The organism is Diaphorobacter ruginosibacter, assembly GCF_040396215.1.
GTDB lineage: Bacteria > Pseudomonadota > Gammaproteobacteria > Burkholderiales > Burkholderiaceae_C > Diaphorobacter_A > Diaphorobacter_A ruginosibacter_A.
On the sequence record NZ_JBEBOW010000017.1, the window covers coordinates 1 to 14,589 of the forward strand.

General features: G+C 66.0%; 13 protein-coding genes. 11 read left to right on the forward strand and 2 right to left on the reverse strand.

What is annotated here, in order from left to right:
• Nucleotides 1-100: 100 nt before the first annotated feature.
• On the reverse strand, nt 101-1,105 hold the full coding sequence (locus ABWP92_RS04000) for an AraC family transcriptional regulator (protein WP_502907445.1): 1,005 nt from the start codon (nt 1,103-1,105) through the stop codon (nt 101-103).
• A gap of 208 nt (nt 1,106-1,313) precedes the next feature.
• Here ABWP92_RS04000 and ABWP92_RS04005 point away from each other — a divergent pair, with 208 nt between their 5' ends.
• Nucleotides 1,314-3,044, forward strand: coding sequence for an AMP-binding protein (locus ABWP92_RS04005; RefSeq protein ID WP_353234062.1), 1,731 nt, complete (start codon nt 1,314-1,316; stop codon nt 3,042-3,044).
• Between the two features lie 29 nt (nt 3,045-3,073).
• The gene (locus ABWP92_RS04010) at nt 3,074-4,018 is read left to right on the forward strand and encodes a dienelactone hydrolase family protein (RefSeq protein ID WP_353234063.1); all 945 of its coding nucleotides are present in this window, start codon (nt 3,074-3,076) and stop codon (nt 4,016-4,018) included.
• A 56-nt stretch (nt 4,019-4,074) separates the two neighbouring features.
• On the opposite strand, the gene ABWP92_RS04015 is transcribed toward ABWP92_RS04010, so the two are convergent.
• Nucleotides 4,075-5,787 (reverse strand): Na+/H+ antiporter, encoded by a 1,713-nt coding sequence (locus tag ABWP92_RS04015; protein ID WP_353234064.1) that lies wholly within the window; start codon nt 5,785-5,787, stop codon nt 4,075-4,077.
• Between the two features lie 89 nt (nt 5,788-5,876).
• Here ABWP92_RS04015 and ABWP92_RS04020 point away from each other — a divergent pair, with 89 nt between their 5' ends.
• The 9 genes from ABWP92_RS04020 (at nt 5,877) to ABWP92_RS04060 (ending at nt 14,519) form a co-directional block, all read left to right on the forward strand.
• Nucleotides 5,877-7,484 (forward strand): carboxyl transferase domain-containing protein, encoded by a 1,608-nt coding sequence (locus tag ABWP92_RS04020; protein WP_353234065.1) that lies wholly within the window; start codon nt 5,877-5,879, stop codon nt 7,482-7,484.
• Between the two features lie 33 nt (nt 7,485-7,517).
• A complete protein-coding gene (locus ABWP92_RS04025; protein WP_353234066.1) occupies nt 7,518-8,303 on the forward strand; it encodes an enoyl-CoA hydratase/isomerase family protein in 786 nt (261 codons plus the stop codon).
• 21 nt (nt 8,304-8,324) lie between these two features.
• Nucleotides 8,325-9,047: a DUF4126 domain-containing protein gene (locus ABWP92_RS04030; RefSeq protein ID WP_353234067.1), complete on the forward strand. Its 723-nt coding sequence runs from the start codon at nt 8,325-8,327 to the stop codon at nt 9,045-9,047.
• 2 nt (nt 9,048-9,049) lie between these two features.
• Nucleotides 9,050-11,062: an acetyl/propionyl/methylcrotonyl-CoA carboxylase subunit alpha gene (locus ABWP92_RS04035; RefSeq protein WP_353234068.1), complete on the forward strand. Its 2,013-nt coding sequence runs from the start codon at nt 9,050-9,052 to the stop codon at nt 11,060-11,062.
• 86 nt (nt 11,063-11,148) lie between these two features.
• Nucleotides 11,149-12,069 carry a 2-hydroxyacid dehydrogenase gene (locus tag ABWP92_RS04040; RefSeq protein ID WP_353234069.1) on the forward strand — a complete coding sequence of 307 codons (921 nt, stop codon included), beginning with the start codon at nt 11,149-11,151 and terminating at the stop codon, nt 12,067-12,069.
• Nucleotides 12,070-12,147: 78 nt separating this feature from the next.
• Nucleotides 12,148-13,068: a hydroxymethylglutaryl-CoA lyase gene (locus ABWP92_RS04045; protein WP_353234070.1), complete on the forward strand. Its 921-nt coding sequence runs from the start codon at nt 12,148-12,150 to the stop codon at nt 13,066-13,068.
• Between the two features lie 55 nt (nt 13,069-13,123).
• Nucleotides 13,124-13,627: a YbaK/EbsC family protein gene (locus ABWP92_RS04050; RefSeq protein ID WP_353234087.1), complete on the forward strand. Its 504-nt coding sequence runs from the start codon at nt 13,124-13,126 to the stop codon at nt 13,625-13,627.
• A complete protein-coding gene (locus tag ABWP92_RS04055) occupies nt 13,624-13,884 on the forward strand; it encodes a DUF1289 domain-containing protein (protein ID WP_353234071.1) in 261 nt (86 codons plus the stop codon). The genes ABWP92_RS04050 and ABWP92_RS04055 overlap by 4 nt, the downstream gene beginning before the upstream one ends.
• Nucleotides 13,881-14,519: a DsbA family protein gene (locus ABWP92_RS04060; RefSeq protein WP_353234072.1), complete on the forward strand. Its 639-nt coding sequence runs from the start codon at nt 13,881-13,883 to the stop codon at nt 14,517-14,519. Before ABWP92_RS04055 ends, ABWP92_RS04060 begins: the two co-directional genes overlap by 4 nt.
• The last annotated feature ends 70 nt before the right edge of the window (nt 14,520-14,589 follow it).

The window sequence follows — 14,589 nt, forward strand, 5'->3', positions numbered from 1 at the left end:
GCAATAGCATGGCTATTGCTGCGGTATTGCGCCTTGCATCCCATCCCGCAAAGCCACTGTCGCGGCGCGAGGAGATCGTAAACACGTTCTTAAGACATTGTCAGGCATTGGAGGGAGGCATCGCGCCGCGCGCGTACTTGCGGTACTCGGCGGGCGAATGCCCCGTCCACGCGCGGAATGCGCGGATGAAGCTTTTCTCTCCCGCGAACCCCGCTGCCTGGGCTACCTGCTTGATGGGCCGGTCGGTGCGGTTGAGCAGTTCGATGGCCTTGCCGCGCCGCATCTCGTCCTTCAGCGTCTGCAGCGAGGCGCCTTCTTCCTTGAGCTGGCGGTGCAGCGTGCGCGTGGAGACGTGCAGCTCATCGGCCAGGGTGCGCGCGCTGTGCATGGCGTCGGGCGTGCCGGCCAGGATCTGCCGCACGCGCTGCACCAGCAGCCGGTCGCGGCGGTACTTGCGCACCATGAGGGGCAGGGCGCGTTGCAGCATCTGCTGCATGGCGGTTTCATCGCGCTTGAGGGGAAGCTCCAGATAGCGGGTGTCCAGCTCCACCGCCGCATGCGGCGCATCGAATACCACCTTGCCGCCGAAGAGCACGCGGTACGCATCGGCATGCGGCGGTGCGGGAAAGGGAAACTGCGCGGACACGACGGGCAGGCGCGAGTCGATGAACCAGCTCGCCAGCCCCAGCGCATTGCGCAGCACCGACACCAGGCAGAACTCGCGCAGCTCGCCGAGATCGCGGTGCTCCGATACCGCGAGCTGGCAGCGGTTGTTGCCGGACTGCAATTGCAGTCCGATGTCATCGGTGATGAGCGCGTGGTGGCGGCACCAGCGTGCGAGCGCAAGCCCCAGCGTGGGCGCGCTGAGCGAGGCGCGCGCCAGCATGCCGTAGCTTCCCCAGGGCAGGCGGCGGCCGAACCAGCCAAGGCCTTCGTCGTCGAGTTCGCGCATCGCGAAACCCGACAGGACTTCCATCTGCAGAGCGGTGATGCGTGACGCTTTGTCGTTGACGATTCCTGGCGCAATTTGTGCCGCATCCAGGGCGGCTGCCGGGCTGAGGCCGCGACGCTCGTAAGCCAGCAGGATTGCCCGTACAAAAGCCATTGGGGTGACTGCCGGATGGCGGCTTTCCAGGGCATTGTCGGGGATGGGGTGGAGCATGGCTGGATTTTGCTTTGTGCTGGCGTGTTTTGCAACCTCTGTGGCCTGATTGCTTCACCACATCGACGGACTCCGGGCGTATGCTGTGCGCTGAACGAGCGCGCAGTGGATTGTCGGCCGCAAGCCGCAGTCATTATGGAGACACGAGCACATGAATTTGCAGCAGACGCAAGGCCAAGGCCTGCGGGCCCTGAGCGAGGCTTCGGGTGCGACCGACAAGCCGTTGATCGAACAGACCCTGGGGGATTTCTTCCGGGACATCGCGCAACGATATCCCGATCGTGATGCGCTCATCAGCGCGCATCAGGGACTGCGCTACACCTACTCGCAGCTTCACGCCGAATCGCGCAGGCTTGCCAGCGCGTTGCTGGGCCTGGGCCTTGCCAAGGGCGACCGGATCGGCATCTGGTCGCACAACAACGCGCAATGGGTGCTGATGCAGTTCGCCACCGCGCAGGTGGGGCTGGTGCTGGTCAATATCAATCCCGCGTATCGGACGGCCGAGGTGGAGTACGCCATCAACAAGGTGGGCTGCAAGGCGCTCGTCACTATGCCGAGCTTCAAGACGAGCGACTACCTCGGAATGCTGCGGGAGCTGGCCCCCGAGATGGCCGGCGCGCAGCCGGGTGCGTTGAAGGCGGGCCGCCTGCCCACGCTGCGCACGGTGGTGTGGATCGATGAGGCGGGCGTCGGCGAAGAGCAGGCCGGGATGCTGCGTTTCTCCGAGCTGCTGGCGCGTGGAGATGCGGGCGATGCGCGTATCGACGCGATTGCGGCCGGTCTGCGCAACACCGATCCGATCAACATCCAGTTCACCAGCGGCACGACGGGCTTTCCCAAGGGCGCGACGCTCACGCACCGCAACATACTGAACAACGGCTTTTTCATCGGCGAATGCATGCGGCTCACGCACGAGGACCGGCTGTGCATTCCCGTGCCCCTGTACCACTGCTTCGGCATGGTGCTGGGCAACCTGGCCTGCGTGACGCACGGCTCCGCCATCGTTTATCCGAACGACGGCTTCGATCCGGTCAAGGTGCTGGAGACCGTGCAGGCAGAGAAATGCACGGGCCTGCACGGCGTGCCCACCATGTTCATTGCCGAGCTCGACCATCCGCGCTTTGCGGAGTTCGACCTGTCCACGCTGCGCACCGGCATCATGGCCGGCTCGCCCTGCCCGATCGAGGTGATGAAGCGCGTCGTCAAGGACATGCATCTCTCGGAGATCACCATCGCCTATGGCATGACCGAGACCAGCCCGGTGAGCTGCCAGAGCGACAACGGCACGCCGCTGGAAAAGCGCGTGTCCACGGTCGGCAAGGTGCAGCCGCACCTGGACGTGAAGATCATCCACCCCGAGACCGGCGAGGTGCTGCCCCGGGGGCAGAGCGGCGAGCTGTGCACGCGCGGCTACTCGGTCATGCTGGGCTACTGGGATGACGAGGCCAGGACGCGCGAGGCCATCGATGCCGAAGGCTTCATGCATACCGGCGACCTGGCCACCATGGACGACGAGGGCTATGTGAACATCGTCGGGCGCATCAAGGATATGGTGATCCGCGGCGGCGAGAACATCTATCCGCGCGAAGTCGAGGAGTTCCTCTACCGCCACCCCAAGATCCAGGACGTCCAGGTGGTGGGCGTGCCCGACCAGCGCTTCGGCGAGGAACTGTGCGCATGGGTCATCGCCAAGCCCGGCGAGACGCTGGCCGAAGAGGACATCCGCGAGTTCTGCAAGGGCCAGATCGCGCACTACAAGGTGCCCAGGTACATCCGCTTCGTGACCTCGTTCCCGATGACGGTGACCGGAAAGATCCAGAAGTTCCGCATCCGCGACCAGATGAAGGACGAACTGGGCCTGCGGGACGGCAAGACGGCCTGAAGCCCCTCAGTGTCCGGGATCGCAGCACCATGAGTTCGCGCCACCGCTTTCGCCGCCACATGCATGCGCCTTGCGTCGCAGGCGCGTGCGCGCTGGCACTGCTGGCGGCAGGTTCTGGAGCGCATGCCGCGATCCAGGAGAGGGTGCTGCACATTCCCGTGGAGGCGCAGAGCGCCAGCGGCAAGCTGATGAAGGCGCATATCGCGGTGACGGTTTTTTCCGATCCGGCCAACCCCGTGCCCGCGCCGGTTGCGGTGATCAATCATGGCCGCTCGCCCGGGGCCGAAGGCCGCAAGGAGCTGCACCGCGCGCGCTTTGCCAGGCAGGCGCGGTACTTCGTCAGCCGGGGCTTCATCGTCGCGGTTCCAACCCGCATGGGCTATGGGCCGACGTTTGAAGACGATGCCGAGGACAGCGGCGGCTGCCGCAGCAAGCACTATGAGAAGGCGCTGAATTCCGCGGCGCGGCAGATCGACGCGGCCTTGAAGGCGGTGCGGCGGCTGCGCGGCGACGCATCGCCGGACCGCGCTGTGATCGTGGGGCAGTCGTTTGGCGCCGCCGCCTCGGTTGCCGCCGCCGCGCTCGAGCCTGAAGGGGCGCAGGCGGTGGTCAGCTTCGCCGGCGGCGCGGGTGGAAATCCGCGCACGCATCCCGCGCAGCCCTGCGATCCGCAGCAGATGGCACAGGTTTTTCGTGATTTTGGCGGCAGATCGCAGGTGCCGATGCTGTGGGTCTACGCGAAGAACGACCAGTTCTTTGGCGCGCAATGGCCCGTGAAATGGCATACCGCTTTCGTGGAGGGCGGCGGCCGCGCCGAGTTCAGGCAATTGCCGCCTTTCGGCGCGGATGGACATGCGCTTTTCCATGCCGGCATCCATCGGTGGCGGCCCGTGGTCTCGGAGTTTCTTGACGCTTCAGGCTTTGCCCTGCCGGCTCCCATGCCGCGCGGCATGGCCGGGGGGGTGGCGCGATGATGGCCGCCCGCATGGAGCGACCGGCGCGCGGATGGCGCGACGGCGCCGGACCGGGGTCAGGGCGCGGGCATTCCCGCGGTGCGCCGCGCCACGGCGAGGCGCTTGCGCATGGAGACCTCCTGCATGTCCAGTTCGCTCACAATGCGGCGCAGCGAGTCGTCGTTGATCCTGTGCCTTTGCCGTTCGGCGTAGACCGCATCGCGTTCGGCGCGTATGCATTTGAGGCGCATCTCGATCTCCAGCACATATCGCCGCTTGCGCTGCTGGATGATTTCAGGCGTTTCGCGCGCGCTCTCCAGCGAGATGGCGATGCCGCTGCCATCGTCGAGAAGTTGCAGACGGTTGCGGTATTCCTGCGCCAGGTGCCCCATGACTTCCTGGTGCATGGCGGCCCATTCGGGTGTGTGCGCGGCGATCTCCTCTTCGCTGAGTGTGAGCTTGGACATGGCTGCCATGCAGGCCGCCTCGCGGGCCAGTCGTTCCTCGCGGACGGTCGGGGGCTCGCCGGGGGCCGGCAGGCGCCTCAAGATGAGAGGCAGCGCCACGCTGCCCATCACCAGGGTGAACAGAATGGTTCCGGTGGCCAGGAAGATCAGCATGCCGCGCGCGGGAAACGGCTCGCCGTTATTGAGCAGCATGGGAACGGACAGCGCGCCCGCCAGCGTCACCGCGCCGCGGATGCCGGCGAACGTGGTGGCCAGATTGAGCAGCATGGATGGCCGCTCGGCCATCTTGCCCGAGTGATGGGCGCTGCGCAGCGCGCCATGCACGCCAAGCGTGATCCAGATCCAGCGCAGTGCGAGCAGCGCGCACGAGATCGCGGCCACGTAGCCCACCAGAATCCACCACTCATGGCCTGCCTCATGCAGCGGCACGCCGATGATCGAGGGCAGTTGCAGGCCCAGCAGCAGGAAGATGGCGCCGTTGAATGCGGCTTCGACCAGGCTCCAGGTGCCCTCGGTCTGCAGGCGCTCGCTCACGTAGCTGCTGCGGTCCAGGTCCGCGAAATTGGTGGCGATGCCAGCCGCCACAGCCGAGAGGATGCCGGAGACGCCGATCTTCTCGCCCACCAGGTAGGCGGCGAAGGGCAGCAGCACCAGCAGCAGCACCATCTGCGTGGCGGCCACGTCGCCCAGGCGCCGCGTGATCGTGCTGCGCGCGTAGCTGAAGCCCCAGCCGAGCAATGCGCCGACGGCCAGCCCGCCTACGGACATCCAGAGGAAGTTCGTGGCGACGTCGCCCCAGGACAGCGCGCCGGTCAGCGTGGCGGCCACGGCGAACTTCAGCGCCACCAGGCCCGATGCATCGTTGAGCAGCGACTCGCCTTCGAGAATGTGCATGGTCTTCTCGGGCATGCCCAGGTTGCGCGTGATGGCCGATACGGCCACGGCGTCGGTGGGCGAGATCACAGCCGCCAGCGCAAAGGCCACGGTCAGCGGGATCTCGGGAATCATCCAGTGGATCAGGTAGCCCAGGCCGCATACCGTGAACAGCACCAGGCCCAGCGCCAGCAGCAGGATGGGCCTGGCCAGCGCGAAGAACTCACGTTTGGGAATGCGCCAGCCGTCGGCGAACAGCAGCGGCGGGATGAACAGCAGCATGAACAGTTCCGGATCGAATGCGATGTGCAGGCCGCTTTGCGGCCAGGCAATGGCCGCGCCAAGCGCGATCTGGATCAGTGGCAGGGGAACGGCGCGTATGTAGCGGGAGACGATGCCCGTGAGCGCTCCAAGCAACAGGACAAGCAGGACGGTTTCAACGGTATGCATGTGGCATTTTCAGGCGATTCCAGCGCGAAATTCTGGCAGATGGTGACAAAAACCATGTGCCCCAATCGGAAAAAGTGGAGAACAGAACGATGAGCATTCTTGGCACGCAACTCAACCCGCGCTCGGCGGATTTCCAGTCGAACGCGCAGGCCATGCAGGCGGTGGTCGATGATCTGCGCGCGCATATCGAGCGTGTGGCGCAGGGCGGCGGAGAGGCGGCGCGCGCCAAGCACGTGGCGCGTGGCAAGCTGTTGCCGCGCGAGCGCGTGCAGCGCCTGCTCGATCCGGGCACGCCGTTTCTGGAGCTCTCGCCGCTGGCTGCGCTCAACATGTACAAGAACGATGCTCCGGGTGCCGGCGTCATCACCGGCATCGGCCGGGTGAATGGCGTCGATTGCATGATTGTGTGCAACGATGCCACCGTCAAGGGCGGCACCTATTACCCGATGACGGTGAAAAAGCATCTGCGCGCGCAGGAGATCGCGCAGCAGAACCAGTTGCCGTGCATTTACCTGGTGGATTCGGGCGGCGCGAATCTGCCCAATCAGGATGACGTGTTTCCCGACCGTGATCACTTCGGCCGCATCTTCTTCAACCAGGCCAACATGAGCGCGCAAGGCATCGCGCAGATCGCGGTGGTGATGGGCTCGTGCACGGCGGGCGGCGCCTACGTGCCGGCCATGAGCGATGAATCGATCATCGTGAAGAACCAGGGAACGATTTTCCTGGGCGGCCCGCCGCTCGTGAAGGCGGCTACCGGCGAGGTGGTGAGCGCCGAGGACCTGGGCGGCGGCGATGTCCACACGCGGCTCTCGGGCGTGGCCGACCATCTGGCCGAGAACGACCTGCATGCGCTGGCGCTGGCCCGCCAGATCACCGGCAACCTCAATCACGGCAAGCAGTCCTGCGCCAACGACCATGCGCCGCGCCCGCCGCTGTTCGACGCCGGTGAACTCTATGGCGTGATCCCCGTGGACACGCGCAAGCCGTTCGATGTGCGCGAGATCATCGCGCGCGTGGTGGACGCCAGCGAGTTCGACGAGTTCAAGGCGCGCTTTGGCAGCACCCTGGTCTGCGGCTTCGCGCGCATCGAAGGCATGCAGGTGGGCATCATCGCCAACAACGGCATCCTGTTCAGCGAATCCGCGGTGAAGGGAGCGCACTTCATCGAACTGTGCTGCCAGCGCAAGATCCCGCTGGTGTTCCTGCAGAACATCACGGGCTTCATGGTGGGCCGCAAGTACGAGAACGAAGGCATCGCGCGCCACGGCGCCAAGCTGGTGACGGCGGTCGCCACCGCCAGCGTTCCGAAGTTCACGGTCATCATCGGCGGCAGTTTCGGCGCGGGCAACTACGGCATGTGCGGCCGTGCGTATTCGCCACGCTTCCTGTGGATGTGGCCGAACGCGCGCATCAGCGTGATGGGCGGCGAGCAGGCGGCAAGCGTGCTGGCGACGGTCAAGCGCGACGGCATCGAAAGCAAGGGCGGCCAGTGGAGCGCCGAGGAAGAGGAGGCGTTCAAGGCGCCGATCCGCAAGCAGTATGAAGACCAGGGCCATCCTTACTACGCCACCGCGCGGCTGTGGGATGACGGGGTGATCGACCCCGCCGATACCCGCCGCGTGCTGGCGCTGGGGCTGGCGGCCACGCGCAACGCGCCGCTCGAGGACACGAAGTTCGGTGTATTCCGCATGTGATGCCCGGCCAAAGACAATGAAGGAGATAACCCGATGACCCATTCCCTGACTCTGCAGGTCGATGGCGCGGTGGCGACCATCACGCTCACCCAGCCCGAGATCCGCAACGCATTCAGCGACGAGGTGATTGCCGAGATCACCGAGGCGTTCCGCGCGGCGGGCGGGCGTCCCGATGTCCGCGCCATCGTGCTGGCGGCCGAAGGCCCCGCCTTCTGCGCCGGCGCGAATCTGAACTGGATGCGCCGCATGGCGGACTACACGCGCGAGGAGAACATCCAGGATGCGTCGCTGCTCGCCGGGATGCTGCGCGTGATCTACGAATGCCCCAAGCCCACCATCGCGCGGGTGCAGGGCGATGTCTACGCGGGCGGCGTGGGGCTGGTGGCGTGCTGCGACATCGCGGTATCGGCGGACCATGTCCAGTATTGCCTGAGCGAGACCAGGATCGGCCTGATCCCGGCGACCATCAGCCCGTACGTGATTCGCGCCATGGGCGCGCGCGCGGCGCATCGCTATTTCCTGACGGCCGAGCGCTTCAGCGCCGCGCAGGCGCTGCGCATCGGCTTCGTGCACGAGGTCGTGGCGCTGGACGCGCTCGACGCCACGGTCGATGGCATCCTCAAGAACCTGCTGGGCGCGAGCCCGAATGCCGTGCGCGCCGCCAAGAAGCTGGTCCAGGACGTGGCGGACAGGGAGATCGACGCCGCGCTCATCGAGCAGACGGTGCAGGGCATCGCCGACATTCGCGCCAGCGAAGAAGGCCGCGAGGGCGTTCAGGCGTTTCTCGCCAAACGCAAGCCCTCCTGGCTGCCGGGCTGACCGGCGGATCAAGGCATATAGATGGACGCGCTCTGGCTTCACATCGTGCAATGGCTGCATTCGGCCGGACTGCACATGGACGCCGGCATCGCGCATGACGTGGCGGAGGGCGCGCGCCAGGCTGCCGGGAAGCTGGACATGGCGGGCATGCTCGCGCTGGCCGCGGCGCTTGGCTGGGCCAGCGGTTTCCGTCTTTATGCCGTGGTGTTCCTGGTGGGAGTGATGGGGGCGTTGGGCTGGCTTGCTCTGCCTGCCGGACTGACGGTTTTGCAGCATCCCGTGGTGCTTGGCGTCGCGGGATTCATGCTGGTGGTGGAGTTCTTCGCCGACAAGGTGCCGTGGATCGACAGCCTGTGGGATTCGGTGAACGCGTTCATCCGCGTGCCCGCGGGCGCGATGCTGGCGGCAGGCGTGTTCGGCGCGGACAACGCGTCGATGGCCGTCGCGGCGGGGCTGCTCGGCGGCACGCTGTCCGCCACGTCGCTGGCGACCAAGATGGCCACGCGCGCCGCGGCCAACACGTCGCCCGAGCCGTTCTCCAACTGGGGACTGTCGTTTCTCGAAGACGGGCTGGTGGTCGCCACGGTATGGCTGGCGACGCAGCATCCGGCGCTCTTCGGTCTTGCGCTGGTGATCGCAATCATTCTTTCGGCGATTGCGCTCATCGTGCTTTTCAAATTCCTGCGCGCCGCATGGCGTCGCATATCTGGTTTGTTTTCCGATTCCGAGAGGAAGGTGGTTTGAATATGTTCCATAAGATACTGATCGCGAATCGAGGCGAAATTGCCTGCCGCGTGGCGGCGACCGCGCGCCGCATGGGGGTGAAGACCGTCGCCGTCTATTCCGATGCCGACGCACACGCCAAGCACGTCGCTTACTGCGACGAGGCGGTGCATATCGGCGGCAGCGCTCCCAAGGAGAGCTATCTGCGCTGGGAGCGCATCATCGAAGCCGCCAGGGCCACGGGCGCCCAGGCGATCCATCCGGGCTACGGCTTTCTGTCGGAGAACGAGGAGTTCGCCCAGGCATGCGCCGACGCCGGCCTGGTGTTCATCGGCCCGCCGCCTTCGGCGATCCAGGCGATGGGCCTGAAGGCCGAATCCAAGCAGCTCATGGAAAAGGCGGGCGTGCCGCTGGTGCCCGGCTATCACGGCCATGACCAGGATCCCGCAATGCTGGCGCGCGAGGCGGATCGCATCGGCTATCCGGTGCTCATCAAGGCCAGCGCGGGCGGCGGCGGCAAGGGCATGCGCGCGGTGGATTCCGCGGCCGGATTCGCCGAGGCGCTGGCGTCGTGCAAGCGCGAGGCCATCAACAGTTTCGGCGACGACGCCGTGCTGATCGAGAAGTACGTGCAGCGTCCGCGCCATATCGAGATCCAGGTGTTCGGCGACACGCATGGCAACTACGTGTACCTGTTCGAGCGCGACTGCTCGGTGCAGCGCCGCCACCAGAAGGTGCTGGAGGAAGCGCCAGCGCCCGGCATGACCGAGGCCATGCGCCGCCAGATGGGCGAAGCCGCGGTGGCCGCCGCGCGCGCCGTGAACTACGTGGGCGCGGGCACGGTGGAATTCATTGTCGAGCAGCGCGACGGCGGCGAGATGAACTTCTTCTTCATGGAGATGAACACCCGCCTGCAGGTGGAGCATCCGGTGACCGAGGCGATCACCGGCGAGGACCTCGTTGAATGGCAGTTGCGCGTTGCCGGCGGCGAGGCGCTGCCCAGGCAGCAAGGCGAGCTCAGGATCATCGGCCATGCCATCGAGGCGCGCATCTGCGCCGAGAACCCGGACAACAACTTCCTGCCCGCGACCGGCACGCTGAACGTCTACCGCAAGCCTGCCTGCGTGAGCTTCGAGCGCGGCGGCGTGCGTATCGACGATGGCGTGCGCGAAGGCGATGCCATCAGCCCGTTCTACGACTCGATGATCGCCAAGCTGATCGTGCATGGCGACAACCGGGAGCAGGCGCTGGCGCGCCTGGATGCAGCGCTTTCGCAGACGCAGATCGTGGGCTTGAACACCAACGTGCAGTTCCTGCGCCTGGTGGCGCGCAGCCATTCGTTCGCGCAGGCGAATCTCGACACCGCGCTCATCCAGCGTGAGGAAAGCGTGCTGTTCAGGCAGGAGATGGTGGGCACGCCGCTTGCCGTGGCCAGCGTGGTGGCGCGGGTGCTCGACGGCGAGCGGGCGGGGCAGACTGCGGATCCTTTCAGCCACCGCGATGGCTGGCGTTCGCTGGGTGTCTACCAGCGTCCGTTCGATTTCGATCACGGGGGCCGCGAGGTGAAGGCTTCGCTTTCCTATCTGGCTGCGGGCCGGTACGCGCTGGATGTGCGGGAAGGCGACAGTCAGCTGGTCAGCGCCCCGCTGTGGTTTGCGCGCCAGGCCGACGGCTCGTTCGACCTGCAACTGGGCGAGGCGCGCGTGCGCTCCATTGTCCATGTGCAAGGGGATGCGGCCCATGTGTTCACGCCGGCGGGCGCGACGCGCATCGATCTGCTGGACCCGCTGGCGCACGCCGGGGACGCGCATTCCGAAGGTGGCCGCCTGACGGCGCCCATGCCCGGCAAGGTGGTGTCGTTCGCGGTGAAGGCGGGGGACAAGGTCGCCAAGGGGCAGGCGCTCGCGGTGATGGAGGCGATGAAGATGGAGCACACCATCGCGGCTCCGGCCGACGGCGTCGTCGCCGAGCTGCTTTATGCGCCGGGCGACCAGGTGGCCGAAGGCGCCGAGCTGCTGAAGCTTGCCGCCGCTTGAATGCAGGGCGGCTTTTCCTCCCTTCGCAAAGGGGGAGGAAAGGCGCGAGCGCTGCTCACGGCGAAAATTCGGTAACCTCGCAAGCCATGAAGATCACGTTCTATTACCGTAATCCATCCGCGGATGCGTGGATCAGGGAGCTGGGGCAGGCGCTGCCCGGTGCGCAGGTCAGCGAGTGGCGGCCGGGAGCAGAGCCCGCCGACTATGCCGTCGTGTGGCAGCCGCCGCAGCAGTTGATCGACGAGCAGCGCGATCTGAAGGCCATGTTCAATCTCGGGGCGGGAGTGGATGCGCTGCTCAGGTTGCGCTGGCCGCGCGAGCTGCCGCTGATCCGCATCGACGATGGCGGCATGGCAGTGCAGATGGCGGAGTATGTCTGTCACGCGCTGATCCGTCATTTCCGGGAATTTTCCGCATACGACGAGCAGCAGCATGGGCGCGAATGGAAGATGCGGCGCACGCTCTCGCGCGCCGATTTCCCGGTCGGAGTGATGGGGCTTGGCGTGCTGGGCGAGCGTGTGGCGCGCGCCGTCGCGCACTTCGATTTTCCAGTGCTGGGCTGGAGCCGTTCGCCCAAATCGCTGGAAGGCGTGCGCTGCTTCAGCGGCGAGCAGGGATTCACGGAGTTCCTGGCGGGCACGCGGGTACTGGTCAATCTGCTGCCGCTCACGCCGCAGACCGAAAACATCATCGATGCCAGGACGCTTTCCCGGCTCAAGCCGGATGCCTATGTGATCAATGTGGCGCGTGGCGCGCATCTGGTGGACGCGGACCTGCTGGCGCAGATCGCCAGCGGCCATGTGGCAGGCGCGACACTCGACGTATTCCAGACCGAGCCGCTGCCTGCGGACCATGCGTTCTGGAACCACCCGAAGATCACGGTCACGCCGCACGCGTCCGCCAACACGCTGCGCGAGGACAGCATCGGGCAGATCGCGCGCAAGATCGCCGCGCTGGGCCGTGGCGAGCCGGTCGTGGGGCTGGTGGATCTGGCGCGCGGCTATTGAACGATTTTTGAATGACGATGGCCTGGACTTCGGTTGCAGGCGTTTTGAACCCAACCATCACCACGAGCACAAATCATCATGGCACTTTCCTCCCTGATCCCTTCCCGCGTGAAACTCATCGACGTCGGACCGCGCGACGGCCTGCAAAACGAGAAGGCGCCGGTTCCCGCAGCCGTCAAGATCGAACTGGTGCAGCGCCTGCAGGACGCGGGCGTCAAGGAGATCGAGGTCACCAGTTTCGTGAGTCCCAAGTGGGTTCCGCAGATGGGCGATAACGCCGAGGTCATGGCGGGCATGCGGCGCAGCCCCGGCGTGCTTTATTCCGTGCTTACGCCCAACATGAAAGGCCTGGAATCGGCGCTGGGCTCCAGACCTGACGAGATCGTGGTGTTCGGCGCCGCGAGCGAGTCTTTCAGCCAGAAGAACATCAACTGCTCGATTGCCGAGAGCATCGAGCGCTTCGCCCCCGTCGTCGAGGCGGCGCTTGCCGCGGGTATCAAGGTGCGCGGGGCGCTGAGCTGCGCGCTGGGCTGTCCCTATGAAGGCGACATCGCACCGGAAAAAGTGGGCGAGCTGGCCCGCTTGATGAAGCAGATCGGCGTGCAGCGCGTGGACGTGGCCGACACGATCGGCACGGGCACGCCGCGCAAGGCGCAGGCCGCCATCGAGGCCACGCTCAGGCACTTCTCCATCGACGAGGTGTCGGGCCATTTCCATGACACTTATGGGCAGGCGCTGTCCAACACCCTGGCGGCGCTGGAAATGGGTGTCTGGAATTTCCAGGCGTCGGTAGCGGGCCTGGGCGGCTGCCCTTACGCCAAGGGCGCGACGGGCAACGTTTCCACGGAGGACGTGGTCTACATGCTGCATGGCATGGGTATCGAAACCGGCATCGACCTGGACAAGCTGGTGGATGCCGGAAAATTCATCAGCGACTTCCTGGGCCGCAAGCCGAATTCACGCGTTGCCACGGCCATCCTGAACAAGCGCGCGGGCTGATCGGCCGGGCCTTGCCAGAGGCGCTCCATCAACATTCGAGATGAACGAGACGAACATGTGCGGATCCGAACTTCATGTATTGCCCGACGGCGTGCGCCGCGTCGCGGAAGTCCTGCAGGCCAGCGGCCATGCGCACGCGCCCGTCATGCTGGACGACTCCGCGCGCACCGCGCAGGAGGCGGCGCAGGCGCTGGGCGTGTCCGTGGGGCAGATTGCCAAGAGCATCATCTTCCGCCGCAAGAGCGACGATGCAGCAGTGCTGGTGATCACCTCCGGCGACCGGCGGGTGGATGAAAAGAAGGTCGACGCGCTCGTCGGCAAGACAGGGCGCGCCGATGCCGATTTCGTGAAGGCATCCACCGGCTTCACCATCGGCGGCGTGTCGCCCGTGGCCCATGCGAGCACGCCGGTCACGCTGATCGACCGCGAACTGTTCCGTTTCGATGTGATCTGGGCGGCCGCGGGTCATCCCAAGGGCGTTTTCCAGCTCGCGCCCGCCGATCTGGAAAAGCTCACCGGCGCGCCGGTGGCCGACGTGGTGAAGGCCGGGCAGCCATGAGCGACACTCCGCTGCTGCTGGCACGGGCGCTGGAAGTCGCGGCGCGCGGGCATTTGGCAGACGCCTATGGCGGCACAGTCGATTCTCCCTGCGTCAACGTGTGCCGCATGACGCCGGACCGCAGCCACTGCGAAGGCTGTTTCCGCACCATCGACGACATCCGTCAGTGGTCCGGCGCGGATGCGGCCACGCGCCGCGCCATCTGGTTTCGCGCACTTGAACGCGCGGGCATCGAACTTCCGAAGGTTGTGGCATGAAGCAGATCACCTGTTACCTCGATTTCGTCTCGCCTTACGCATGGCTGGCTTTCGATCAGGCGCCGCGCGCCCTCGAAGGACTGAGCTACCACATGCGCTACAAGCCGGTGCTGCTGGGCGCCTTGTTCAAGCAGCATGCCAACCCCGGTCCGGCGGGCATTCCTCCGAAGCGCGAATGGACCTATCGCCACGTGACCTGGCTCGGCCATGCGCAGGGATGCGGCCTGCAGATGCCCGCGCGGCATCCGTTCCATCCGCTGCCGCTGCTGCGCCTGGCGCTGGCATGCAGCGATGACGGCTGCATCAACCGCTTCACGGCCGATGCCATCTTCCGCCACGTCTGGCTGGGCGGCCATGAGGCCAACGATGCGGTGCGGCTGGAGGCGTTGACGGAACTGCTGGCCGAGCAGATCCGCCCGGATTCGCAAGAGCAGGCCAAGGCCTTTTTGCGCGCTAACACCGACGAGGCCAACGCGCGGGGTGTCTTTGGCGTGCCCATGTTCGAGGTGGACGCGAAGCTGTTCTGGGGACTGGACAGCCTTCCCATGCTGCGCGCCTATCTGGAGGGCGATGCGTGGTTTGAAAGCGGGCAGTGGGATGCATGCGCGGCGGCGTGCGCGTCCGCTCTTCCCTGAGCGCGGGCGGCGCGTCCTTTCCCGCGGGATCCAGACGTATGTGCGGGTATTTCCTAGCGAGGGATTTCCC

Coding starts and splice junctions, on each gene's coding strand:
- ABWP92_RS04050 (WP_353234087.1), top strand. CDS start 13,124: ATGTGCGGATCCGAACTTCATGTATTGCCCGACGGCGTGCGCCGCGTC.
- ABWP92_RS04005 (WP_353234062.1), top strand. CDS start 1,314: ATGAATTTGCAGCAGACGCAAGGCCAAGGCCTGCGGGCCCTGAGCGAG.
- ABWP92_RS04025 (WP_353234066.1), top strand. CDS start 7,518: ATGACCCATTCCCTGACTCTGCAGGTCGATGGCGCGGTGGCGACCATC.
- ABWP92_RS04045 (WP_353234070.1), top strand. CDS start 12,148: ATGGCACTTTCCTCCCTGATCCCTTCCCGCGTGAAACTCATCGACGTC.
- ABWP92_RS04015 (WP_353234064.1), bottom strand. CDS start 5,787: ATGCATACCGTTGAAACCGTCCTGCTTGTCCTGTTGCTTGGAGCGCTC.
- ABWP92_RS04030 (WP_353234067.1), top strand. CDS start 8,325: ATGGACGCGCTCTGGCTTCACATCGTGCAATGGCTGCATTCGGCCGGA.
- ABWP92_RS04010 (WP_353234063.1), top strand. CDS start 3,074: ATGAGTTCGCGCCACCGCTTTCGCCGCCACATGCATGCGCCTTGCGTC.
- ABWP92_RS04020 (WP_353234065.1), top strand. CDS start 5,877: ATGAGCATTCTTGGCACGCAACTCAACCCGCGCTCGGCGGATTTCCAG.
- ABWP92_RS04000 (WP_502907445.1), bottom strand. CDS start 1,105: ATGGCTTTTGTACGGGCAATCCTGCTGGCTTACGAGCGTCGCGGCCTC.
- ABWP92_RS04060 (WP_353234072.1), top strand. CDS start 13,881: ATGAAGCAGATCACCTGTTACCTCGATTTCGTCTCGCCTTACGCATGG.
- ABWP92_RS04055 (WP_353234071.1), top strand. CDS start 13,624: ATGAGCGACACTCCGCTGCTGCTGGCACGGGCGCTGGAAGTCGCGGCG.
- ABWP92_RS04040 (WP_353234069.1), top strand. CDS start 11,149: ATGAAGATCACGTTCTATTACCGTAATCCATCCGCGGATGCGTGGATC.
- ABWP92_RS04035 (WP_353234068.1), top strand. CDS start 9,050: ATGTTCCATAAGATACTGATCGCGAATCGAGGCGAAATTGCCTGCCGC.